The sequence below is a fragment of the Rhizobium sp. P2_G2 genome, assembly GCF_056403555.1.
Map to the genome: position 1 here is coordinate 136,036 of NZ_JBFUFF010000005.1, position 21,737 is coordinate 157,772.

At 59.6% G+C, this 21,737-nt stretch carries 23 protein-coding genes and 1 tRNA gene; 10 read left to right on the forward strand and 14 right to left on the reverse strand.

What is annotated here, in order from left to right; genetic code table 11:
* Positions 1-140: 140 nt before the first annotated feature.
* Together AC1D06_RS06590 and AC1D06_RS06595 are read right to left on the reverse strand one after the other, a co-directional pair.
* The gene (locus tag AC1D06_RS06590; RefSeq protein WP_477883750.1) at positions 141-773 is read right to left on the reverse strand and encodes a CDGSH iron-sulfur domain-containing protein; all 633 of its coding nucleotides are present in this window, start codon (positions 771-773) and stop codon (positions 141-143) included.
* 177 nt (positions 774-950) lie between these two features.
* On the reverse strand, positions 951-1,340 hold the full coding sequence (locus AC1D06_RS06595; protein WP_477883756.1) for a winged helix-turn-helix transcriptional regulator: 390 nt from the start codon (positions 1,338-1,340) through the stop codon (positions 951-953).
* A gap of 177 nt (positions 1,341-1,517) precedes the next feature.
* Between AC1D06_RS06595 and AC1D06_RS06600 the strand changes: the two genes are divergently transcribed.
* Positions 1,518-2,408, forward strand: coding sequence for an SDR family oxidoreductase (locus tag AC1D06_RS06600; RefSeq protein WP_477985634.1), 891 nt, complete (start codon positions 1,518-1,520; stop codon positions 2,406-2,408).
* A gap of 95 nt (positions 2,409-2,503) precedes the next feature.
* Here the strand turns inward: AC1D06_RS06600 and AC1D06_RS06605 are convergent, their stop codons facing one another.
* A complete protein-coding gene (locus AC1D06_RS06605; RefSeq protein WP_477985635.1) occupies positions 2,504-3,916 on the reverse strand; it encodes an MFS transporter in 1,413 nt (470 codons plus the stop codon).
* A 125-nt stretch (positions 3,917-4,041) separates the two neighbouring features.
* Between AC1D06_RS06605 and AC1D06_RS06610 the strand changes: the two genes are divergently transcribed.
* Positions 4,042-4,308 carry a YARHG domain-containing protein gene (locus tag AC1D06_RS06610; RefSeq protein WP_477883747.1) on the forward strand — a complete coding sequence of 89 codons (267 nt, stop codon included), beginning with the start codon at positions 4,042-4,044 and terminating at the stop codon, positions 4,306-4,308.
* Positions 4,309-4,378: 70 nt separating this feature from the next.
* Here AC1D06_RS06610 and AC1D06_RS06615 read toward each other — a convergent pair whose 3' ends face one another.
* On the reverse strand, positions 4,379-4,618 hold the full coding sequence (locus tag AC1D06_RS06615; protein WP_477883746.1) for a hypothetical protein: 240 nt from the start codon (positions 4,616-4,618) through the stop codon (positions 4,379-4,381).
* Positions 4,619-4,979: 361 nt separating this feature from the next.
* On the opposite strand from AC1D06_RS06615, the gene AC1D06_RS06620 reads away from it, so the two are divergent.
* Together AC1D06_RS06620 and AC1D06_RS06625 are read left to right on the forward strand one after the other, a co-directional pair.
* Complete coding sequence (locus AC1D06_RS06620) at positions 4,980-6,107, forward strand: fumarylacetoacetate hydrolase family protein (protein WP_477883744.1); 1,128 nt, start codon at positions 4,980-4,982, stop codon at positions 6,105-6,107.
* Positions 6,108-6,179: 72 nt separating this feature from the next.
* A complete protein-coding gene (locus tag AC1D06_RS06625; protein WP_477985636.1) occupies positions 6,180-6,812 on the forward strand; it encodes a LysE family translocator in 633 nt (210 codons plus the stop codon).
* Positions 6,813-6,820: 8 nt separating this feature from the next.
* Here AC1D06_RS06625 and AC1D06_RS06630 read toward each other — a convergent pair whose 3' ends face one another.
* The 7 genes from AC1D06_RS06630 to AC1D06_RS06660 form a co-directional block, all read right to left on the reverse strand.
* Complete coding sequence (locus AC1D06_RS06630) at positions 6,821-7,705, reverse strand: MBL fold metallo-hydrolase (protein ID WP_477985637.1); 885 nt, start codon at positions 7,703-7,705, stop codon at positions 6,821-6,823.
* Between the two features lie 61 nt (positions 7,706-7,766).
* On the reverse strand, positions 7,767-9,191 hold the full coding sequence (locus AC1D06_RS06635) for a gamma-aminobutyraldehyde dehydrogenase (RefSeq protein WP_477985638.1): 1,425 nt from the start codon (positions 9,189-9,191) through the stop codon (positions 7,767-7,769).
* Between the two features lie 11 nt (positions 9,192-9,202).
* Complete coding sequence (locus tag AC1D06_RS06640) at positions 9,203-10,012, reverse strand: ABC transporter permease (RefSeq protein ID WP_477985639.1); 810 nt, start codon at positions 10,010-10,012, stop codon at positions 9,203-9,205.
* Positions 10,002-10,943 carry an ABC transporter permease gene (locus tag AC1D06_RS06645; protein ID WP_477985640.1) on the reverse strand — a complete coding sequence of 314 codons (942 nt, stop codon included), beginning with the start codon at positions 10,941-10,943 and terminating at the stop codon, positions 10,002-10,004. Before AC1D06_RS06645 ends, AC1D06_RS06640 begins: the two co-directional genes overlap by 11 nt.
* Positions 10,940-11,941, reverse strand: coding sequence for an ABC transporter ATP-binding protein (locus AC1D06_RS06650; RefSeq protein WP_477985696.1), 1,002 nt, complete (start codon positions 11,939-11,941; stop codon positions 10,940-10,942). Before AC1D06_RS06650 ends, AC1D06_RS06645 begins: the two co-directional genes overlap by 4 nt.
* A gap of 392 nt (positions 11,942-12,333) precedes the next feature.
* The gene (locus AC1D06_RS06655; protein ID WP_477985641.1) at positions 12,334-13,494 is read right to left on the reverse strand and encodes an ABC transporter substrate-binding protein; all 1,161 of its coding nucleotides are present in this window, start codon (positions 13,492-13,494) and stop codon (positions 12,334-12,336) included.
* Between the two features lie 163 nt (positions 13,495-13,657).
* Positions 13,658-15,697: a calcium-binding protein gene (locus AC1D06_RS06660; protein ID WP_477985642.1), complete on the reverse strand. Its 2,040-nt coding sequence runs from the start codon at positions 15,695-15,697 to the stop codon at positions 13,658-13,660.
* A gap of 387 nt (positions 15,698-16,084) precedes the next feature.
* Between AC1D06_RS06660 and AC1D06_RS06665 the strand changes: the two genes are divergently transcribed.
* The gene (locus AC1D06_RS06665) at positions 16,085-16,276 is read left to right on the forward strand and encodes a hypothetical protein (protein ID WP_477985643.1); all 192 of its coding nucleotides are present in this window, start codon (positions 16,085-16,087) and stop codon (positions 16,274-16,276) included.
* On the opposite strand, the gene AC1D06_RS06670 is transcribed toward AC1D06_RS06665, so the two are convergent.
* Positions 16,273-17,601 (reverse strand): calcium-binding protein, encoded by a 1,329-nt coding sequence (locus AC1D06_RS06670; RefSeq protein ID WP_477985644.1) that lies wholly within the window; start codon positions 17,599-17,601, stop codon positions 16,273-16,275. The two genes, AC1D06_RS06665 and AC1D06_RS06670, sit on opposite strands and share 4 nt — an antisense overlap.
* Before the next feature lie 26 nt (positions 17,602-17,627).
* Here AC1D06_RS06670 and AC1D06_RS06675 point away from each other — a divergent pair, with 26 nt between their 5' ends.
* Both AC1D06_RS06675 and AC1D06_RS06680 read left to right on the forward strand, forming a co-directional pair.
* Positions 17,628-17,930 (forward strand): hypothetical protein, encoded by a 303-nt coding sequence (locus AC1D06_RS06675; protein ID WP_477985645.1) that lies wholly within the window; start codon positions 17,628-17,630, stop codon positions 17,928-17,930.
* A gap of 474 nt (positions 17,931-18,404) precedes the next feature.
* Positions 18,405-18,716, forward strand: a complete 312-nt coding sequence (locus AC1D06_RS06680) for a hypothetical protein (RefSeq protein ID WP_477985646.1) — start codon at positions 18,405-18,407, stop codon at positions 18,714-18,716.
* Here AC1D06_RS06680 and AC1D06_RS06685 read toward each other — a convergent pair.
* On the reverse strand, positions 18,697-19,059 hold the full coding sequence (locus tag AC1D06_RS06685; RefSeq protein WP_477985647.1) for a hypothetical protein: 363 nt from the start codon (positions 19,057-19,059) through the stop codon (positions 18,697-18,699). The genes AC1D06_RS06680 and AC1D06_RS06685 overlap by 20 nt on opposite strands.
* A 134-nt stretch (positions 19,060-19,193) precedes the next feature.
* On the opposite strand from AC1D06_RS06685, the gene AC1D06_RS06690 reads away from it, so the two are divergent.
* Complete coding sequence (locus tag AC1D06_RS06690; protein WP_477985648.1) at positions 19,194-19,955, forward strand: hypothetical protein; 762 nt, start codon at positions 19,194-19,196, stop codon at positions 19,953-19,955.
* A 309-nt stretch (positions 19,956-20,264) separates the two neighbouring features.
* Positions 20,265-20,354: transfer RNA gene (locus AC1D06_RS06695), tRNA-Ser, on the forward strand.
* 228 nt (positions 20,355-20,582) lie between these two features.
* On the opposite strand, the gene AC1D06_RS06700 is transcribed toward AC1D06_RS06695, so the two are convergent.
* A complete protein-coding gene (locus tag AC1D06_RS06700) occupies positions 20,583-20,786 on the reverse strand; it encodes a hypothetical protein (protein WP_477879808.1) in 204 nt (67 codons plus the stop codon).
* Between the two features lie 181 nt (positions 20,787-20,967).
* Between AC1D06_RS06700 and AC1D06_RS06705 the strand changes: the two genes are divergently transcribed.
* Complete coding sequence (locus tag AC1D06_RS06705; RefSeq protein ID WP_477879810.1) at positions 20,968-21,693, forward strand: helix-turn-helix transcriptional regulator; 726 nt, start codon at positions 20,968-20,970, stop codon at positions 21,691-21,693.
* Positions 21,694-21,737: the final 44 nt, after the last annotated feature.

Here is a 21,737-nt window from a genome sequence, read left to right on the forward strand (position 1 = left end):
CAAGGGCACCCCCACCGCCCATCGGCAACGTTGAGATGGGCGCGAGTGGCTGCCGCGAGTCAATCTCCCCCTTGAGGGGGAGATGCCCGGCAGGGCAGAGGGGGGTATGCCGCTCGAAAGACGTATGAAAATATCGCCCCCTACGGTGCCTCAAACCCCGCTGCCTTGTGCGACCCGTCGCAATAGGGCTTGTTCTTCGACTGCCCGCAGCGACAGAGCCAGGTTTTTTCCACCCGCGCGACATTGTGGCCGGTGCCGGAATCGATTTCCAGCCGGCCTGTCACCATCAGGGGACCATTGGGCTGCGGCGACACCGTCACCGTTCCGGTCAGGTCGGTGATCGCCAGCTTCGATTCTTTTGCCACCGGCTCGCCGGTGGCCGAAAATCCGCCCTCGATGTGGGAATTGTCGCAGAACGGCTTGTTCTTCGACAGGCCGCAGCGGCAGAGCGTGGCGCGGAACATCTCGCCATGGCCGTCGACTACGAGTTCGGCATTGACGGCAAGCGGCCCGTTTTCGCGCACAATGATGATGTTGGCGCGCGGCGCCTTCTCGTCGGCGCCGCCATCCTTGCGGCGCACGGTGATGGCGCCGGAGGGACAGTTGAGCGCTACATGCAGGATTTCCTCGGCGCTGGCGCCATCCGCATCGATCCATTCGCCCTCGACATTGGCGCGGAACACGCCCGGTTGACCCATGACGCAGCGGCGGGCGTGGATGCATCTATTGCCGTCGAAACTGACGGTGGCGTGATTTCCTTCGACGGTTTCCATAGTTCCACTCCCTGGCTATCTGCATGGACTGCATTGGCTGGGTGCATGAAAACACAGCACAAACCGATCGACAAGGCACAGCTTCGTTATCGGTCGATCGACGTCGCCTACAGCCACAAAGTCAATTTACTTAGCCGGCAAAATGTTTTCGAATATTTAGCCGGCAAACAAGCGCGTTCAAGCCGCCTCGACAGCCGCCTGGTCGAATTGGGCACGGGATTGGCGGATACGCTCATGGTTCTCCTCGGCCCAATCCACCAGTGTCTCGATCGGTCTCATGAAGGATTCCCCGAGTTCGGTCAGCCGGTATTCTACGCTCGGCGGCTGGGTCGGATAGACCGTGCGCATCACATAGCCGTCGCGCTGCAGGTCGCGCAGCGTCTGTGTCAACATGCGCTGCGAAATGTCCGGCACCTTGCGGCGCAATTCGCCGAAGCGTTTTGGCCCTGCGGTCAGCTCCAGCATCATCAGCAAGCTCCATTTGCCGCTGATATTGTCCATGACGTCGCGTATCGGGCAATTTGCTGGGTCGAAGCCGAGCCTCTCAGCCAAGCGCGAGCGCATCATTTCCGGATTCAGCTTTTCCGTGTCCAAGGCGGTTCCCTTATGGTAACTAGGTGGAAAATTTCTGCCTTCTTTACAAGATCTTCGAAAGCCATAAATAGAAGCCAGTCTCAAAAAGAGACCATATACCGAAACGAATTTAGCGGCAAGGCAGTGCCTTCCGCGGGGAAAGGGTAGATCATGGCAGACAAACTTCTCGTGACCGGCGCCTCCGGTCATCTCGGCCGCCTGGTGCTCGACAAGCTTCTTGAGCGCGGCGTCGAGGCCAGCAGCATCATCGCCACGACGCGCGATCCGGCCAAGCTCGCCGACTATGCCGCCAAGGGCATCGAGATCCGCAAGGCCGATTTCGACGACACGGCTGCTTTGGCCGGGGCTTTCAAGGGTGCTGCGCGCCTGGCGCTGATCTCCACCGACGCGCTCGACGACAAGGGTACCCGCCGCCGCCAGCACGCCAATGCCGTCGAGGCCGCCAAGGCCGCCGGCGTCAAGCACATTGTCTACACGTCGATGCCGAACCCGATGCCGGATGCCAAGGTCATCTTCGCCCCGGATCATCGCCTGACGGAAGAGGCAATCAAGGCCTCCGGCCTCACCTACACCATCCTGCGCAACACCTGGTACCAGGAAAACCAGTTCATGAGCCTGCCCTCGGTGCTGAAGTCGGGCGGCCAGTGGTACACCTCGACGGGCGAGGGCAAAGTCTCCTTCATCGCGCGTGTCGACTGCGCCGACGCCATTGCCGCTGTGCTCGCTTCGGGCACGACGGAAAGCGCCACCTACACACTCACCGGCGCTGAAAGCTTCACCTCGGCCCAGGTCGCTGTTCTCGCCAGCGAAGTCCTCGGCACGCCTGTCACCGTGATCCAACTGACCGACGAACAGCTCGCCGCCGGCATGAAGCAGCATGGCGTACCGGATTTCCTCATCCCGATGCTGATCAGCTTCGAAGCCGGAATCCGGCTTGGCCAGCTTAGCGACCAGAGCGGCGATCTCGAAAAGCTGACCGGCAAGAAGCCGACCCCGTTCCGCTCGTTCTTCGAAAACAACAAGGCAGCGCTGCTCGCCTAAAGCGGGTTGCGATCTTTCAGATCGCTCCGGCGCTTTAGACCGTTTGCTTTTGCGCATGTCTCCCGAAACCGGTGACCACTTTCGGAAGACATGCGCTAATCCTCTCGGCGGAACAGCGGAACCACCGCGAAAATAGCCAGGAAGGCGGCGATCGACGTCAGGCCATAGAGCCAGATCACCGCCGGCACACCGCCTTCGATACCACCAGGCGCGACGAGGCCGGCGCTGTTGGCGATAACGCCGGCCAGCGCGGCGCCAAAGGATGCGGCCAAAGACTGGATGAGATTGATCGCTGGCCCGGCTTTGTCTGTCTCGTCCTCGCCCGTTCCTGTCAGCGCGATCGAGACCAGATGTGCCCAGGCGACGCCGATGCCCATTCCGATGCCGAACAGGCAGACGCAGATCGCCACGATGATGCCGATATCGGCCTCCGGATTGCTGCGGCCGAGAGCGAAAGCAAGCAGCAGCACCGCGGTAACCTGGATGAACGGCCCGACCAGGATGGCGGTCCGTGCGGCGCGTCCCCGCCAGGAAGCCGTCAGCAGTCCCATGGCCGTCCAGCCGGTGGCGACGAGCGCGACGATATAGCCCGAGACCAGCGGCGAGATGCCGTGCAGCACTTGCAGGAAATAGGGAATGTAGACATCGGAGTTCAGCACCGCGATCAGCATCGCCATGGCGAAATAGGTCTGGCAGATCGGATCGCGGATGAAGGTGGTGCGGTGTGGCAGAAGCCGGGTGGAAAGCAGCCTCTCGCTAGCGATGAAGCCGATCAGGCCGGCAGCACCGGTAAGCATCAGAGCGATCCGGGCCGTATCGGATTGCGCCGTGCCGGCAAACGAGACCAGGAGGATCGCGGCGATGATCAGGCCGATCTGGACGAACGGCACCGGTTGCCTGACCCGCTCCTCCTCACCGGGTGGAAGCAGTTTCGGCGCGGCAAGCGCCATGATCAACGCCAGCGGAATGAGGATCAGGAAGGCCCATCGCCACATTCCGCCATTGGCAAACAGGCCGCCGAGCGTCGGCCCGAGCAGGGTGGAAACGCCCCAGAGTGCGCTATAGAAAGCCGAAGCGGCATTCTGCATCCCCTCGGGATAGACGAAACGGATGAAGGAATAGCCCATCGTCACCAGGAGGCCGGCACCGAAACCCTGCACGACGCGGCCGATGAGCACGGTGATCATCTCCGGCGCCAGCCCGACAATGGCGCAGCCGACGGCAAAGCTCAGAGCCCCGGCGATATAGACATGGTTGAGATTGGCCCATTTCGGCCGGATAACCACGGCAATCGACCCGAGCACGACAGCGGCCACGAACAGCGAGGCCGTCCAGGCAAGCAGCGACAATCCGCCGATGTCGCGCACCATCGACGGCATCAGGCTTGTCGTCACATAGAATTCCAGAGCTTCCAGCCCAATCGCCGCACCGAGCAGCGTGGTCGCGGCGAGCCTCGACGGATGGAAGAGATCGCGGATACCGGCAGGATGTGTTGCGGCGGAGACCATGGTCAGGCTTCGGTTACATTCGATATTGTTTTAGGAACTATTTCTGGGCCGATCGCAACGGGAATAAATTCATTGTCAAAGCCGTGTTATGGAAAGCATCCGCCACCATGGCAAAGGAGAGGGACATGCGTATTTCCGTCATCACCGCGATTTCCGCGCTCGCCGTCATCGTCTCGGTCGAGCCGGCATTCGCCGCGAGCTGCTACGATCTCTGGTACGAGCGCAACAGCATCTACAACGATAACGGCTATTGCTTCAAAACCAAGCTCGGCCGGGAAACCTTTGACAATAGCGACTGCACCACCAATCGCGTCCGGCTCTCGTCGCAGGAACAGGACCGTGTCGACGAGATCCAGGCCGAGGAAGATAGCCGCGGCTGCCACGTCAACTGACAACCGATAGCCAAAGAAAAAGCCGGCGTCGGTTGCTCGACGCCGGCTTTATTTTGGAGATGTCAGGCCGTCAGGCTTCCTCGCCGATCAGCCGCACATAGACATAGGAAACCACCATCAGGCCGATCAGCCCGAACAGCGCCAGCGTCTGGCGGAAAATGCCGCGGTTCAGTCGCCTTCTGGCCACCACAGGGACGCGGAACGTATTGGCGCGGATATGATCGGTCAGACGCGCATTGATCGCATCGTTCTCGTCGCGCGCCGTGCGGTCGTCCGGCTTGCCATCCTGCTTGGCGAACTTGTTCTGCATGTGAAAACCTCACTGTTGACCGAAGCGTAAACCAAATAATTAAAATTATCAATAAATGTCGGCACACACACTCCGGTTCAGCACGTGTTTCTGCCGATTTTTTTGCGGATAAAAGCAGCATTTTTCCGAGCCGTTTCAATATGGTACATATTTAATGCGGAACGGCAGTGTGCTTCGCGTTTCGCACGCCCTTCGAAATCCGACCGAACCGTCAGATGGGTCCGAAGCCGACCTTTCCTCTCGTCTGGGAACAGGCTATCCAGGGGCATGGGACCGTGGCCGACAGATGCCGGGTCGATTGGAGAGGATGCGGCGCAGCACTGAGCTGTGGCCGGAGTGACGAGATCGAGGGAGATTGAAGGTGAGCCTGAAAGCGGAAACATTTGCGGCCGGGACTTTCGTTGGACGTGCCTGGCTCAGGAATGTCGATGGCCCGGCCGTTGTCCATCTGCGTGACGGCGTGCTGTTCGACGTCACCAGCCGCGAAGCGCCGACCATGCGCGACCTCTTGGAAATGGACGATCCGGTCGCCTGGGTGAAGGCGCAGACCGGCAAGGCACTCTTCTCCCTCGAAGATGCCGTTGCCAATGGCCTTTTGCTGGCCCCTTGCGACATGCAGGCGGTCAAGGCCTGCGGTGTCACCTTCGCCCGTTCGATGATCGAACGCGTCATAGAGGAAAAAGCCGCCGGCAATCCGGCAATGGCCGAGCGCGTCCGCGAACGCGTTACCGCACTGATCGGCGATTCCTTGCGCAACCTGAAAGCCGGCTCGGACGAGGCAGCGCGGGTGAAACAAGCGCTGATTGAGGAGGGCGTCTGGTCGCAATATCTTGAAGTCGGCATCGGCCCGGATGCGGAAGTGTTCACCAAGGGCCAGCCGATGTGCTCGGTCGGCTATGGCGCCGAGGTCGGCTTGCATCCGATCTCCAAATGGAACAATCCCGAGCCGGAAGTTGTGCTCGCCGTCAACTCGAAGGGCGTCGTCAAGGGCGCCACGCTCGGCAATGACGTCAACCTGCGCGATGTCGAGGGGCGCTCGGCACTGCTGCTCGGCAAGGCCAAGGACAACAACGCTTCCTGCGCCGTCGGCCCGTTCATCCGCCTGTTCGACGATACTTATTCGATCGATGACGTGCGCAATGCCGATCTCGATCTGGCGGTCACCGGCGAGGATGGTTTCAAGCTCGCCGGCAAGAGCTCGATGAAGGAAATCAGCCGCGATCCGCTCGATCTCGTCAGCCAGACCATTGGCAAGCACCATCAATATCCCGATGGTTTCGTGCTGTTCATGGGCACGCTGTTCGCGCCGGTCGAGGACCGCGATGCGCCGGGGCAGGGCTTTACCCACAAGCTCGGCGACATCGTGACGATCTCGAATGAAAAGCTCGGCAGCCTGGAGAACACTGTGCGGCTCTCGACGCAATGCGCGCCCTGGACGTTCGGCATGCGGGCGCTGATGGCCAATCTTGCCAAGCGCGGGCTGATTTGAGACGTATAGAGCATGGCTCTCTCGGGCGAAAATCTCATCCGAGAGGCGGCGCATTCGATCGGGGAGGACTTCATGAGTGAGATCACACTTCTCGCCTTTGCGGCGGTGGCGTTTATCGGCATCGCCACGCCAGGGCCGACGGTTCTGCTCGCGCTGACCAATGGTTCACGCTACGGCATACGCCGTGCGCTACCGGGTATGGCGGGCGCGATGTTGTCTGACTTCGTTCTGATCGGAGCGGTGGCCGTCGGCCTCGGCGCTCTTCTGGCTGCCTCGGAATTCTGGTTTTCCGTTGTGAAATGGATCGGCGTCGCCTATTTGGCCTATCTCGGCGTCATGCTGCTGCGGTCGAAGGGTTCGCTCGACAAGTCGCTGCAGGATGCTGGTTCGGGGCCGGGCAGTTCACGGACGATCTTCCTCAAGAGCTTTCTCGTCGCCGTCACCAACCCCAAAGGCTATCTGTTCTTCTCGGCCTTCCTGCCGCAATTCGTCTCGCCCAACCTGCCGCAGGTGGAGCAATACGCCATCCTGGCGCTGGTTTTCGCTTCGATCGATTTTCTCGTCATGCTGTCCTATGCGGCGTTGGGCTCGCAGGCGATCCGATATTTGCGCAAATCCGGCGCGATGTGGCTCGACAGGATTTGCGGGGGCGCTTTGCTGGCATTGGCCGGCACGCTGGCCCTCTACCGCCGCGCCGCTGCCTGATCCGACCGTTATCGCTGCACCTTCTGCAGGGCCGCCATATTCTCGCGGTGGACGGCTTCATATGGTTCGAARTAGGTGAGCGCGCCGAAGGCGATATCCTCAGCCACAAAACCTCTGAGCGACATGTCCCGAGCCCGCGCTCGTTCTTTGGTATCGAGCAGGCGCTGCAAATAGTTCCGGTTGGCATCGATCAGGCTTTTGTCATAGCCGCCGGACGCGATCCGTTCCGCAGCGCCGTGATTTGGCAGGATGTGCCGGATCGGCCAGGTCTTCATCCGCGACAATTCATCGATATGGGTCGCGACATGCTCGGCCTCTGAAATATAGGTCACAGTATCTTCCAGCGTGTCGCCGGCGAGAAGAACATGCTCGTCCGGCAACCACAGCACGCAACCATCGGCGCTGTGGATATCGAAATGGTGAAGTTCCAGTGTCCGATCGCCGAGTGTCAGATCCAGCCGGGTGTCGAACAGCCGGTTGGGCATGACCAGTGGTTTGATCGGCGGTGTGGCCGTTTCCAGCTTCGCTTCGTTGTCTCGCAACTTTGCCGCTGTGCGCTCAAGAGCGATAATCTCGCAGTCAGCGAAGACGGCATTGCCGGCGATGTGATCGTCGTGCCAGTGGCTGAGCACGACGCGCATGTCGCGGACACCCAGCGAGGTCAGATGCGCGCGGATTGCCTGAGCATGTTCGATGGAGATATGGGTGTCATAGACCACGGCCTGGTCGCCTGAGACCAAGGCATAGGAGGCGATACCGAGACTGTAGGCGCCATCGTCGAGCCAGTTCGGCTTGTCCGAATAGAGCCATTTTCCCGCGATCCGCCCGTCGTAATAGGCATAAAGGCCAGGAAAAGGCTCCAATACGCGCAAGGTTGCCATCATCTTGGACATGGTTGTCACCGATTGGTGAATTCCTCCGGCATCCACCGATGACGAAGGAATTCGCGTTGCTTTAATGGGCGATCATCACGTGCCGGACGACGGTGTAGTCCTCCAGCGCATACATGGACATATCCTTGCCATAGCCTGACTGTTTCAAGCCGCCATGCGGCATTTCATTGGTCAGCATGAAATGCGTGTTCACCCAGGTGCAGCCATATTGCAGCTTGGCGGAGGCCTTCATTGCCCGCGAGACATCCTTGGTCCAGACCGAGGAGGCGAGGCCGTAGTCGCTGTCATTGGCCCAGGAGATCACATCGTCATCGTCGCCGAAGCGCGTCACCGACACGACCGGGCCGAACACTTCGCGGCGAACGATCTCGTCGTCCTGCCGGGCGCCGGCGACCACGGTGGGCTGATAGAAGAAACCTTTTTCGGAACCCAGCTTGCCGCCGGTGGCGATCTGCATATGGCCGAGTTCGGCGGCACGTTCGACGAAACTGGCAACGCGGTCACGCTGGCGCTTGGAGATCAGCGGCCCGATCTCGTTTTCGGTATCATCGGCCAGATTGTACTTGATGGTCGAGACGGCGGCTGAGAGATCGGCGACGAATTTGTCGTAGATCTTCGCATGGGCATAGACGCGGCAGGCGGCGGTGCAATCCTGTCCGGCATTGTAGTAGCCGAAGATCTTGATGGCCTGCACGGCAGCATCGATATCGGCATCGTCGAAAATGATCACCGGAGCCTTGCCGCCAAGCTCGAGATGCGTGCGCTTGACGGTCTTCGAGGCCGCCTGCAGGACTTTCTTGCCGGTGGCGACATCGCCGGTGATCGACACCATGTTGATCTTCGGATGGTTGATCAGATAGTTGCCGGTGGTTTCGCCGCGGCCGAGCACGAGGTTGAACACCCCTTCAGGCAGGACATCGGCCATCACCTTGGCGAGCTTCAACGCCGTCAGCGGCGTCTGTTCGGAGGGCTTGAAGACGACCGTGTTGCCGCCCGCCAGCGCCGGCGCGAGTTTCCACGCCGCCATCATCAGCGGATAGTTCCATGGTGCGATCGAGCCGATAATGCCGACCGGATCGCGGCGGATCATCGAGGTGAAGCCGGGCAGATATTCCGAGGCCACCGGCCCATGCTGGGTGCGGATCGCGCCGGCGAAGAAACGGTAACAGTCGACGATCGCGGGGATTTCATCGTTGAGCACCGCGTTGATCGGCTTGCCGCAATTGAGCGCCTCGAGCGCTGCGAAGCCTTCCGCATCCTTTTCGATTGCATCGGCGATCTTCAGCAGATAGCCGGAGCGCTGGGCGGGCGTCGTCTCGGACCAACTGGAAAAGGCCGTTTCCGCCGCGTCGACGGCGCGGTCGATCTGCGAGGCCGAGGCTTCCGGGATGCTCGCGACCGTGTCTCCCGTCTTCGGGTTGAGAATCTGTTCCTCATTCTCTGTGCCGGCCTCGAATGTCGAGCCGATCAGCAATTGCGTGTCCATTTTGTCCTCCTTTATTTGCCGGAACCGGCTGTGTCGCTCGCGTTCCGGGTCAGGTAATAAGCGCCGAGAATTGGCAGGAAGGTCACCAGCACCACGATCATGGCGACGACATTGGYGACCGGTCGCTCGCGCGGGCGGATCAGTTGCTCGAGCATCCAGATGGGAATCGTCGCCTGCTGGCCGGCGGTGAAGGTGGTGACGATGACCTCGTCGAACGACAGCGCGAAGGCCAGCATGCCGCCGGCGACCAGCGCTGTGCCGATATTCGGCAGTACGATATAGCGGAAGGTCTGGAAGCCATCGGCGCCGAGGTCATAGCTCGCCTCGACCAGCGAACCCGGAAGCCGGCGGAAGCGCGCCACCGCATTGTTGTAGACGACGACGATGCAGAAAGTCGCGTGGCCGAGCACGATCGTCCAATAGGAGAAAGGGATCTCCAGCAATCCGAAGGCTGAGCGTAAGGCGATACCGGTGACGATGCCGGGCAGCGCAATCGGCAGGATGACCAGCAGCGAAATGCCTTCCTTGCCGAAGAAATTCGAGCGTGCGACGGCGGCGGCGCACAGCGTGCCGAGGATCAGCGCCACCAGCGTGGCGACGACGGCCACCTGCAGCGACAGCGTCAGCGCCTGCCAGACATCTGGCCGGTCCCAGGCGCGCCCGAACCATTTCAGCGTCAGCCCCGGCGGCGGCCACTGAAAGCTCTTTTCCTCTGTCGTAAAGGCATAGACGAAGATCAGCAGGATCGGCAGCGCCATGAACAGCAGGCCGGCGCCGGCGGCAAGTTTCAGCGAGAGTGGAGCGGAGTTCTCAGAGCGCATCGAAGGCTCCCTGTTTCTTGGCGATCCAGAGATAGAAGCCCATGATGACAATCGGCACGACCGAGAAGGCGGCAGCCAGCGGCACATTTCCGGCCGTGCCCTGCTGCGTGTACACCGCCTGGCCGATGAACAGCCGCGACGAGCCGATAATGCCGGGAATGATATAGTCGCCCAATGTCAGCGAGAAGGTGAAGATCGAGCCGGCGATGATGCCGGGCAGCGCCAGCGGAAACAGCACATAGTGGAATGTCTGGCCCGGCGCGCCGCCAAGATCATAGGAGGCTTCGATCAGATTGCCCGGCACCCGCTCCAGCGCCGCCTGCACCGGAATGATCATATAGGGCAGCCAGATATAGACGAAGACGATGAACGTGCCGGTATAAGTCACCGACAGCGAATTGCCGCCGACCACGGGCAGCGACAGATAAGCGTCGAGCAGCCAGGAAATATGCAGCTTGGCAAAAATCCAGTTGAGGATGCCTTCCTTGGCGAGGATCAGCTTCCAGGCATAGACTTTGACAAGATAGCTCGACCATAGCGGCAGCATGGCGCCGAGATAGAACATCGCTTTCCACCGGCCTCTGGCATAGCGGGCGGCATAATAGGCGATCGGAAAGGCGATGATGCCCGATGCCAGCGTCACCAGCGCCGCCATCACCACTGTGCGCACGATGATGTCGAAATTGGCCGGCGTGAACAGCTGCGCATAGGTGTCGAGCGTCAGCTTGTACTGGATCAGGCCGGAGAAATCGTCGATCGAGAAGAAGCTGTTGAGCAACAGCGCGATCAGCGAGCCGACATAGATGAGGCCGAGCCAGAGCAGCGGCGGGATCAGCATCAGCATCAACAGCGCGCGCGGCTGACGCCAGAATATGGCGGAGAGCCGGGAGAGGGCGCTATCGCGCCGCGTATCGAGTGCTCCCTCCGTCATGCCGTATCTCCCAGGATGTGCACTGCCTCGCGTGGGAAATTGAGCAGCATGTTTTCGCCATCGGCTGGCACCCATGTTCCCGCGGGCAGGTTGGCATGCAGCTTGACCGTGCCGGTATCGAGTGCGACGCGCACCACCGAACCGAGGAAACTGCGGCTGGTCAGCTGGGCGCGAATGGTCAGCGCCGGTTCGTCGCCCTGGCCGGCGCGGATGTCTTCCGGCCGCAGGCTTGCCCAGGCACGCTTGCCGATCAGCGAGGCCGTGAATTCCGGCGGCAGGATGTTGGATGAGCCGACGAAATCGGCGACGAATTTCGACGCCGGCCGCTGGTAGATGTCCTCCGGCGAACCGGCCTGGACGATGCCGCCCTCGTTGAATACCGCGACGCGATCGGCCATGGATAAAGCCTCGCCCTGGTCATGGGTGACGAAGACGAAGGTGATGCCGAGCGATTTCTGCAGCGCTTTGAGTTCTTCCTGCATCTGCTCGCGTAGTTTCAGGTCAAGCGCACCGAGCGGTTCGTCGAGCAGCAGCACTTTGGGCTGGTTGACCAAAGCGCGCGCCAGCGCCACGCGCTGCCGCTGACCGCCGGACAATTGGCCGGTCTTGCGGCTGCCATAGCCGCCGAGCGCGACAAGTTCGAGAGCCTGTTCTGCCGACCTGTGGCGTGTTGCCTTGTCGATACCGCGCACCATCAGGCCATAGGAGACATTGTCGAGAATGTTCATATGCGGAAACAGCGCATAGTCCTGGAACACGGTGTTGACGCTGCGCTTCCATGGCGGAACGCCATTGGCATTGTCGCCGAAAATCTCGATCGTGCCGCCAGTCGGCTGCTCGAAGCCGGCAATCAGCCGCAGACAAGTGGTCTTGCCGGAACCAGACGGCCCGAGCATGGCGAAGAACTCGCCTTCGGCAATGTCGAGACTGACCTTGTCGACGGCCTTCACGCTGCCGAAATGGCGCGAGACATCGCGGAAGGTAACGGCCGTGGTCATGGGCATGAAGTCTCCGAAATCAAAGAGTGTTTGGACTGCTTGAATGCGTCGTTGGCGCTTCGATCGTCGCGGGAAGTACGCGGGGCCACCCCCTCTGCCCTGCCGGGCATCTCCCCCTCAAGGAGGGTGATTGGATGGGGCGCTCTCGCTACTCTCTCTCACTATAATCGGATGTTTCGCGCTCTACGTCAGTTTGACGCGGGGTGCGAGCCTCTGGCCGATCTCCCCCCTTGAGGGGGAGATGCCCGGCAGGGCAGAGGGGGGTGGCCCGAAGGATTCTGCGAAAGCAAACCTAGCGTCGGTACAACACCGTTCGCGGGCACGCCTTCGACAATATCCGCAAGCCGCAGTATCAGCCCGGATCGCTTACCGCTCTTTCCGGGCGGCCGACCTTACTGCCCGCCTTCGACGGCAATGAAATCCGACACCCAGCGATGATACGGCACGCAGGTCCCTTCGCTCTTGCACTTGGCGACAGGCGTTTTCCAGAAGCTGATCTTGTCGAAATCGTCGAAGCCATTGGCGGTGCAGCCGCTATCCGTCAGCAGTGCATTGCCCTTGCAGGCAGCCGGCACGACCGGCACCGAGCCGAACCAGGCAGCGACATCGCCCTGCACCTTCGGCGACAGCGAATGTTCCATCCACATATAGGCGCAGTTGGGATGGGTGGCATCCGCGTGCATCATCGTCGTATCCGCCCAACCGGTGGCGCCTTCCTTGGGGAAGACCGAGGCGACGGGCTGCTTGTCGGCGGCGAGCAGGTTCACCTGATACGGCCAGGACGAGGAGGCGACCACGCCTTCATTCTTGAAGTCGTCGGTCTGCACGGTGGCATCATGCCAGTAGCGGCCGACCAGCTTGCGCTGGTTCTTAAGCAGGTCGATCGCCGCGGCATATTGCGTTTCATTGAGCTCGTAGGGGTCCTTGATGCCGAGGTCTGGCTGCTTGGACTTCAGGTAGAGGGCGGCGTCGGCAATGTAGATCGGGCCGTCATAGGCCTGCACGCGGCCCTTGTTGGACTTGCCGTCGGGCAGCGTCTGCTCGTCGAACACCACGCTCCAGCTGTCCGGCTTCTTGGCGCCGAACACCTTGGTATTGTACATCAGCACGTTGGGGCCCCATTGATAGGGCACGCCGTAATGGACGCCGTCGACCGTATTCCAGGGCGCGTTCTGCAACCGCTTGTCGACAGTGGAGAAGCTCTTGACCAGGTCGACATTGATCGGCTGAACCTTGCCGCCGGCAACGAGGCGCAACGACGCGTCACCCGACGCGGTCACCAGGTCGAAACCGCCCTGGTTCATCAGCGTGACCATTTCGTCAGAAGTGGCGGCAACCTTCACCGAGACCTTGCAGCCCGTCTGCTTTTCGAAATCAGTGACCCAGTCGTAATTCTTGTCGCTGTCGCCACGCTCGATATAGCCGGCCCATGCGACGATCGACAGCGCGCCTTCACCGGGGCCGACCTTCTGCAGCATCTCGGCGGCAAAAGTCTGGCCGGCAAAGCTCATGGCGATGACGAGGGCGGTCGTCGATTTCCAGACGGTCTTCATGATCATTCTCCCGTTTTTGTTCCCTGATGCAATGAAACCGTTTTCGATCGCTTTCGCAATTTCTTTCTGCAGAAAGTCGCTATCGGTTTTTCCGATATCGAGGCGTAAAACAAAGGGGGCGAGCCTTGCAGCTCGCCCCCCATCAACAGGTCCGCCGACCCGGTCAGAACTGGAAGAAATCGTCCGTGACTTTCAGCGCGCCGCCCAAGTGGATCATGAAGTCGGCTTTGCCGTCGCCGTCCGTGTCGCCGGCAATATAGGTGTCGTCCGCTCCCGTAACGTAGCGCAACTCGCCGGCATGGTGCGAGAACTTGTCGGTGCCGATGAAGTCGAAGTCCTGCACGCCTTTCTTGCCGTCATTGGCGTCGAAGCCGGAGAGATCGATGACATCGTGCTGCTTGGCGCTGAAATCGGTGATGAAATCGGCCGTCTTCTTCGTCTCCCCGGTTTCACCGGTCTCAAAGTAGAACGTATCGGCGCCAGCGCCGCCAGCGAGCCGGTCGATGCCGAGACCACCATAGATCTTGTCGACACCGCTGCCGCCACGGATCGTGTCGTCGCCGTCGAGACCCTTCAGCACATTGCTGCCGCCGTTGCCGTCGAGCACGTTGTCGAGCGCATTGCCGCTGCCTTTGAGATCGTCGCTGCCGGTGAGAACGAGCTTTTCGACGAAATCACCCAGCTTGTAATTGATCGCGGCGCTGACCTTGTCGGTACCGCCGCCATCGACTTCAGTGACGACATCTTTCTTGTTGTCGACGAAATAGCTGTCATTGCCGCCGCCGCCGACCATGGTGTCCGTGCCGGTGCCGCCACCGAGCGTGTCGTTGCCCGTGCCGCCGGTCAGCTGGTCATTGCCGGCATTGCCCTGCATCACGTCTGCCTTGCCATCATCCATGTCGCCATTGCCGAACAGCTGGTCGTCGCCCGCCGCGCCGATCAGCGTGTCCGAGCCGCCCAGGCCCAGAAGCACGCCGCCATTTTCATTGGCAGTCATCGTGTTGCCAAGCGCGTTGCCGTAGCTGAACTGGCCGGCCTCGCCGGTCTGCAGCAGGTTCTCGACATTGGCGGCGATCTGGTAGTGATTGAACGCCGTTTCGATCGTGTCAGTCCCTTCGCCGTCATTCTCGATCACCGTGTCGTCTGCGCTATCGACGACATAGGTGTCATTGCCGGTGCCGCCGGTCATGGTGTCGGCGCCTGCGCCGCCATCGAGCAGGTCGTTGCCTGCATCGCCGTTCAGAACGTCGCTGGCGCCATCATCGGTAAAGCCCATGGCATGCAGTTCGTCGTCGCCGGCGCCGCCATTCAACGTGTCGCCGCCGCCCATGCCGTAGAGCACGCCGCCATTGTCATTGGCCGTCATCGTATTGGACGTGGCCGTGCCATAGCTCCACTGGCCGGCGTCGCCGGTCTGGATCAGATTTTCGACATTGTCGGCCATCTGCCAATGGCTGAGCGCCGTCTTGATCGTGTCGTTGCCGCCATCCGTCTCTTCGACGATGACATTGTCGGCGTCGGTGACGACATAGGTGTCGTCGCCCGCGCCGCCCGCCAGCGTATCGGTGCCGGCACCGCCCTCGATCAGGTCGCCGAACTCCGTGCCGGTATAGTTGTCGGCGCCTGACGAGCCGATGAAATGCTGCGCCTTCTGCGATAGCAGCGCATAGATCTGGTCGACATATTCCTGGCCGCTGGTGCCGTCGCTATCGAGATCGACGATCGTATTGGCCTTCTGCAAAGCGTAATAGATCGTGTTGACCAGATTGTCGGCGCCGGTACCCGTGCCGACCGCGGCGCTATAGTCGAGACCGGAGACGACGAGGCCCTTGATCACACCCTCGAGTTCGCTGCGCGTACCCGCCGTATCGTCCTGGCTATAGGTCGTGTTCTCGTCATAGGAGCCGAGGGTGAAGCCGTCGACATTGCCGGAAATACCGTGTCCCTGGTTATAGATGCCGTCATAGGCGATGCCCGAGCCCTGCAGCAGCACCTGAGAGGTGTTGGCCGGATCGGTGGTGTAGCGGAAGCCGACTTCCGTGCCGTTAAAATAGCCGAAGCCCTGCGTATAGGTGCCGCCATAATAAGTGGACGCGCCTTTGGTCGTGCCGACATTCTCGCTTGAAAAGTAATTGTAGATGTAAGTCGAATAGTCGAACGACGAAAGCGCGGACGCGTCGATCGTGATCATGTCGTCAGCCATTGGTTTCTCTCCTTGCAATGCCGGGTTTGCGTCCGGTCGTGTCGGCCCGTTTGGACAAGCGCATTGGTCCGCCAGGAGGGCCTGGCGGTGGTGAAGGGATGTGCGGGATGTCGAACTGGCTCGGTGCGGTCGATCTGTAGATGCCGGCTGCCTGGCTTTTGAAGTCATGCCCCTGGCTCGGAAAGGGCGAAGTGTAACCGTCTGCCTGCCGAGCGCACCGGCGTTCTATAAAATATGATAAAAATAGTCAACAAATCGCGCATCAAAAAGATGACTATTTTAGTCATCTATAGTCGGGTCAGCTATATCACCTCTTGAACCAGACCAAAGGGAACCGAGGCCCCGACGGCAACGTTGCATGGAGCAAAAGCTCTTTGGAGATCATCCATGTCGAGAGATCAATCGCCCGTCGCGGGCAAGGCCGATCAGGCCGTCCAGCAGTATCAGGCGAGCAGCGCCTTCCAGGTCGACCTGCCGCCTCGCGCGATGGCATGCGAGGAAACGCCGATCGATGACATCGACGCTGTATCGCTGGCAATGCGCCAGTTCTTCCAGTCGCCGACCAATGCGGCCGGTTAGACGAAGTGGAAATCCTTGGCGCTCAGGCCCGCTGGATCGACGCCGTCGAGCGTGATCGACGAATGCCCGTTGAGGCGGATCATCGCGTCGCCATCATGCGCTTGTGTCGCATCCAGCAATTGATCGAAACTTTGGATGCCAAAGGCCTTGTCGATGGCGATGACATCGTGCTGGCTGCCCTTGGCGGTGAAATCGGTGATCTCGTCATTGCCGAGATTTTCCGTCCGCGCCGATTTGCCCCAGTGTTGTTGGAACACAAAGGTGTCGGATTGCCCGCCGCCCGAAAGCACGTCGTCGCCGGTCCAGCCTGTCAGCCTGTCCTTGCCGCCTTCACCTGAAATCCTGTCATGGCCCGCATCGCCGAACATCGTGTTGCGGCGATCGTTGCCATCGATCGTATCACTGGTCTCATGGCCGATGTACACGACGCCGATCTTGGAATTGTCGACCACCTGGAAATCGCCGCCCTGGACCTGGCCGAGCACATGCAGCGCATCATTGTCCCAATGCTTGTCGGGCGTGCCGGAAACATACCAATCCGAGCCGTTATCGGCCAGGATCATGCCATATTCCTTGAGCGTGTTGATGATCACCTTGACTTCGGGACTGGCATCCGCCGGCACTGGAAAGTCGGCCCTGAGCCGCACATGCATGCCGAACGGCGCCGGTCCATCAATATCATCGGCCCAATGGCTCGCCGCACCCACCGCCTTCATCGCCGTCAGCGCCTGGCTGAGCGTGAAGCGCAGGGCGTGCCCGAGCGTCGCATCGTCGGCAACGGCATTCTTTACGTCGTCGTAGCGCACCAGGCCAGGGAAGATCGGCAGGCCGGCCGCGTCGGCCGACGTCCAGCCATCCGGCCGCTGATGGTCGCCGCCCTGCAGGTCGAACACGGCCGACTGACCGGTCCAGGCATGGCCGTTCCAGTGTGCGTTATAGAGTTCATAGAGCTTTCCGAGCCCGTTCGGTGCCGAACTGTCGAGCTGCACGACAATCACATGCCGATCGCCGCCGCCTTCGACCGGCGCATCCGGTGGAATCGGGAAGGGACCCTTGTCGCCTTCATTGGGCCAGAGCGTGTCGACGAATTTCGTCAGCGTCTCGCCTTCCGGCACGACGATATAGGGAATGCCGATCGGCTGGCCATCCCAGAGACCGGAGCCGAAATCGGGATGCAGCCCGGTATCCGGCGAGATTTCCTTGATGATCTTGGCGGAGTTCCTGACCAGCGGCGCGAAATCGACCCGCTCGTTCCATTCGCTGTCGGCATTGAAGGCGACGGCACCATTGAGATCGGCGTTCACTCCGGTATCGGGCTTGCTCATGGCTGCTCCTCGGTTGCCGAGGAAACATGAGCGATGACTGTGGCGATATTGTCAAACGCGGCTGGAGAACGTGGATAGCGAATTGCTATCTCTCTCCGGTGCGCGGCTCACCTAGCTTGATGAAGGCGGGAATTTTGGAACAGTCGCCTGCCGCGTCACGCCTCTATTCGCACATGTTTCCTGGAATGCAGGCGGATGCCGTTGGGCAATCGGGTGAGTTAATTTCCTCGGATTACGGCTGGCAGATATTTGTCATCCCAGTTTGCGGTTTTGCGCTTGAGATTGATGGAATCCTTGCCCGGGGCGAGCCTGAGCAGATTTGCGGTTAGGCCACGTAACACGAGATAGGGCATATGACGTTTTTGCGTCGAAATGCAGGTAGTTCGCAACGTCAAACAACCCCACTGTTCCACGGATGAGTAGGATCAAGCGGTCGGCCGTTRCTGTCTGTGCTGGTCTTGAACGTGCCGCTTTCCTCCTGCTGAATTCGGATGTCATGGTGATCTGGGCAGGCGACTTCCCAATTCGTTTCGTTCCAGAACAATCGCCTGTCGCCTCGCTGCGGTACATGGTGGTAGGCAACCAGATGCATGCGGTGCGTGTTCGTCTGAGGTGAGCCGTCCGGACGGAGGTGACCGGTGTTCAGCAAGCCGATCGATTTGCAGCGTTCACAGAATTGGTTCTCGGGCCGGGCAAGGAATGTCGCTCGTGCGCGTTCCCACTGCCGATCACAACCACGTTGCCTTGCACTATGTCAGTGTTCCAGCTAGGTTTTCGTCCATCGTGTCCCGGAGGAGGCCGCCTTGAAGCTACCGACAGCTCTTGCCACCTGCGTTGTTTTCAGTTGCTCTACGTCGGCCTATGCCCATGCCGTGAAGTTTGACAAATGCGTCCGCACGCTATGCACGTCCACCAATCAAATGGATTGCTGGGTGAAAATGGGTTCACCTGTCTGCGACCAGAAACAGATGTCCTGCACTGATTTGCCAGACCATGCCGGAGCTAAGATCCTGGGTAAATCCAAAACTCGCTGGCACGTCAAAACGAAATTCGGTGAGGGCTGGGTTTCGACATCAGCAATGATGATCGACAGCATCAAATGCAATACGGATTGATCATCTGGGCTTCTTCAAGATCAAACTTCATTTGCCATCGATTTCGGCCGACTCTTCTGGCGCTGGTGGCGGGGCAATCTTCGCTCTCAGCCAGGCAACGCAATCCTGCGGGCTGACAGTGTCCTCGGACGCCCACGGCGCAGCGTAAGGGGAAGCCATCAGGCAACCTCGCCGGATAGACGAGAGTGCGGCCATTCAGCCATAGAACAACGACTTGCACGGGCGCGCCGGAACCACCCATTCCCTGAGCGGCATGGTCGTGGGCGAATTCCAGTTCTATCGGCTCTTGGTGAGGGAGCGACAGCGCGGTCAACGAAGCTGCCTCGTCTATTGTGTCGCGCATGGCCATCTCCAATTTCAATGCCATCCGTTGGGTCACACGACAAATTGTCACAGCGCCGGAGGCGACTACTATTTGACTCGACTCTTCATGATTACACCCTAGAGTTTGCTGTCTGGGAAGTTGGGGGGGGCGTGATGAAAACAACCAAAGCGATTCTGGCGGCGGCTATGTTGGCCGCATTGGCGTCTTGCACCGCGGATAGGAACTCAGGCGTAATAAGAAGCTTTGAGGACAAAGCGGCGGACTCGGAATATGACCAAATCAAAGCGCAACTTTCACGCTCTGTCGATGAGCCTTACGCTGTACCGACATTGGTTCTGTATGGCCCAACGACCATTGCTACCACGAGTGCTGGAATGTTGGCTCTTGGGCGATCTGACACCGTTAGCGATCATACCAACGCGGCAACTCTAACATTAGGCGGTTTTTCGAGCGGCATTTCCACCCTTGCGTCCGTCACCACTTCTCCGAAGGCTATACAGGTAATGAGGGACTTGTACGCAAACGCAATCGAAGGTGAACCGCTGAAGCCAGCCGATCTAAAAACGCTCGTCAATCATCCTCCCACACATCGATGGTTTTTCTACAGTGCCAGTGATCGCCCAGAAATATGCGGGCCAGATTGTGTTCCGCTTGGCAAATTCGGGAAGCACGCTCTTTGGTCAGATAATCGCAAGGACTATAGCGATTTCGCACTTGCCGTCCTGGAAGCGTCAACTTTGCAACTTGCGTCCGTGACTACGACCGTGACCAAGCCAGCAACAACAACTCCGGCGAACAACGTCCATGGACAGCCAACCGTTACGCAGCCCGCTAAGTCAACCACGACCACGACTACCACGATTACGCGTCAGGCTAATCCAACTATCCTAGTGATCCCAGGCGCGAAAATGTAGGTTTGAGGCAAGGGATTTTCGTTTGGCATCCTCAGCGTGGGCATATGACGAAAGCCCGGCGACTTCGAACCGATGACGCGGTCTCGTCGCTCCTGCTAATCTTCTTTCCGATTAGCCCGAACGAGTATCCGAACGTTCGGACCGCCGCGCTGCCAACCTAGACCGCCGCGCCATTCGTGGCAGGCGTATTGACGCCACAATCAAAGCTGCTAAGAAGCCGGTAGACAAGTGAATTCGGTACCAATTCGGTAGCAAACGCCAATTTTCGGCTTTTGCTTTACGTCTAAATGCCAACGAATTCAACTGTTTGGATGGGTGTCCGAGTGGTTTAAGGAACCGGTCTTGAAAACCGGCGTGCGGGAAGCCGTACCGTGGGTTCGAATCCCACCCCATCCGCCAAGTATTTGATATTGTTTTTGTAATTTACGGCGCCTCATTGTTTTCTGCATGATGTCTGCAGAGCTGTAATCACGGTTATCGCTAAACAACGCGGCAAGACAAAAATACCCACAGACTCCACCGCTACCGAGTCGTTCTCCGTGATCGGTGGATGTCGCGACCGGACTGGTTTTGTTACCCGAAGCCATGCGCAGCGTCGCAGGGATCACGGATAGGAGTAAAGCGGTATCAAATCCTGACAATCTCAGCTGGAATGCCTTCCTCGTACCGGCAGATGCGGACATACACCTCGCACCACATCTGCGCTTCCTCGCGTTCGCCGGCGCGCTCCTTGATCATCGCGCGCGTCAATGCCTCAGCGGCTGCCATGTCGCTGTAAATCTCGATCAGAGTGTCACAGGCCTGATTTCTCAGTTCGTCGGCAACATCCATGTCGGCAACACGTCCACGATTTGATTCCGCTGCTCTCACTGGGATTTCACTCGGAGCAGCAGTTCATCTCCCCAGCCTACCAGCCGTCGCAATTCCGGTCGATACCCTCTAAAGGGGGTATCGGCACTTGCAAAGTTGAGAAAAAAAGCGTCTGATAACTTGCAATCGTCTGGGGGCATCGATGGTTGACGATATAGGGATTGAAGTGTTTCGGCAGGCTTTCAAGTTGATTGAAGCCAGCGCTAATGTTGATAAGGCAATACATCTATTTAAGGAAAAGTATGGTGTTGCCAACGTTACCTATCATCTGGCGCAAACGATTTCAGGCAATGTCGACGCACCGTTCGTTCGCACGACCTACCGCGATGAATGGGTGGCGCGATACTTGCTCCGGGACTATGTGAAGATTGATCCCATTGTAAAAGAAGGTTTTGCGCGCCAGCTTCCTTTCGATTGGTCGGAGGTCGAGGTATCGCCCGCTGCCTACGAATTGATGGTTGACGCAATCCAGCACGGCGTTGGACCGGCGGGATATTCCATTCCGGTGACCGACCGCCATGGCAGACGGGCGCTGTTTTCCATCAACAGCGCAGTTGCCGGCGACGATTGGAACCGCGTGGTGCAGGCGCATCGCGAGAATTGGGCGGAACTGGCCAATCTCATTCATCGCAAGGCAATCTACGAATTGCACGGTGAGAACGATCCGTTGCCGCAACTCGGCCGCCGTGAACTCGAATGCCTCACCTGGACGGCGCGGGGCAAGGAGGCGAAGGAGATTGCCCGGCTCCTCGATCTCTCCGAACATACGACAAAGGCTTACCTAAAGTCTGCGCGGCACAAGCTCGTCTGCAGCACCATTGCGGAAGCCGTGACCAAGGCGATCAAGCTCAGGATGATCAATCCGTGATACCCACTTAAGAGGGTACCCAAAAGGGCTAGCCAATCGTGGGG

Excerpts from the sequence above, each read along its gene's own strand:
- AC1D06_RS06590 (WP_477883750.1), bottom strand. The coding sequence starts at position 773 with ATGGAAACCGTCGAAGGAAATCACGCCACCGTCAGTTTCGACGGCAAT.
- AC1D06_RS06595 (WP_477883756.1), bottom strand. The coding sequence starts at position 1,340 with ATGATGCGCTCGCGCTTGGCTGAGAGGCTCGGCTTCGACCCAGCAAAT.
- AC1D06_RS06600 (WP_477985634.1), top strand. The coding sequence starts at position 1,518 with ATGGCAGACAAACTTCTCGTGACCGGCGCCTCCGGTCATCTCGGCCGC.
- AC1D06_RS06605 (WP_477985635.1), bottom strand. The coding sequence starts at position 3,916 with ATGGTCTCCGCCGCAACACATCCTGCCGGTATCCGCGATCTCTTCCAT.
- AC1D06_RS06610 (WP_477883747.1), top strand. The coding sequence starts at position 4,042 with ATGCGTATTTCCGTCATCACCGCGATTTCCGCGCTCGCCGTCATCGTC.
- AC1D06_RS06615 (WP_477883746.1), bottom strand. The coding sequence starts at position 4,618 with ATGCAGAACAAGTTCGCCAAGCAGGATGGCAAGCCGGACGACCGCACG.
- AC1D06_RS06625 (WP_477985636.1), top strand. The coding sequence starts at position 6,180 with ATGAGTGAGATCACACTTCTCGCCTTTGCGGCGGTGGCGTTTATCGGC.
- AC1D06_RS06635 (WP_477985638.1), bottom strand. The coding sequence starts at position 9,191 with ATGGACACGCAATTGCTGATCGGCTCGACATTCGAGGCCGGCACAGAG.
- AC1D06_RS06645 (WP_477985640.1), bottom strand. The coding sequence starts at position 10,943 with ATGACGGAGGGAGCACTCGATACGCGGCGCGATAGCGCCCTCTCCCGG.
- AC1D06_RS06650 (WP_477985696.1), bottom strand. The coding sequence starts at position 11,941 with ATGACCACGGCCGTTACCTTCCGCGATGTCTCGCGCCATTTCGGCAGC.
- AC1D06_RS06655 (WP_477985641.1), bottom strand. The coding sequence starts at position 13,494 with ATGAAGACCGTCTGGAAATCGACGACCGCCCTCGTCATCGCCATGAGC.
- AC1D06_RS06660 (WP_477985642.1), bottom strand. The coding sequence starts at position 15,697 with ATGGCTGACGACATGATCACGATCGACGCGTCCGCGCTTTCGTCGTTC.
- AC1D06_RS06665 (WP_477985643.1), top strand. The coding sequence starts at position 16,085 with ATGTCGAGAGATCAATCGCCCGTCGCGGGCAAGGCCGATCAGGCCGTC.
- AC1D06_RS06670 (WP_477985644.1), bottom strand. The coding sequence starts at position 17,601 with ATGAGCAAGCCCGATACCGGAGTGAACGCCGATCTCAATGGTGCCGTC.
- AC1D06_RS06675 (WP_477985645.1), top strand. The coding sequence starts at position 17,628 with ATGAGCGATGACTGTGGCGATATTGTCAAACGCGGCTGGAGAACGTGG.
- AC1D06_RS06685 (WP_477985647.1), bottom strand. The coding sequence starts at position 19,059 with ATGCGCGACACAATAGACGAGGCAGCTTCGTTGACCGCGCTGTCGCTC.
- AC1D06_RS06690 (WP_477985648.1), top strand. The coding sequence starts at position 19,194 with ATGAAAACAACCAAAGCGATTCTGGCGGCGGCTATGTTGGCCGCATTG.
- AC1D06_RS06700 (WP_477879808.1), bottom strand. The coding sequence starts at position 20,786 with ATGGATGTTGCCGACGAACTGAGAAATCAGGCCTGTGACACTCTGATC.
- AC1D06_RS06705 (WP_477879810.1), top strand. The coding sequence starts at position 20,968 with ATGGTTGACGATATAGGGATTGAAGTGTTTCGGCAGGCTTTCAAGTTG.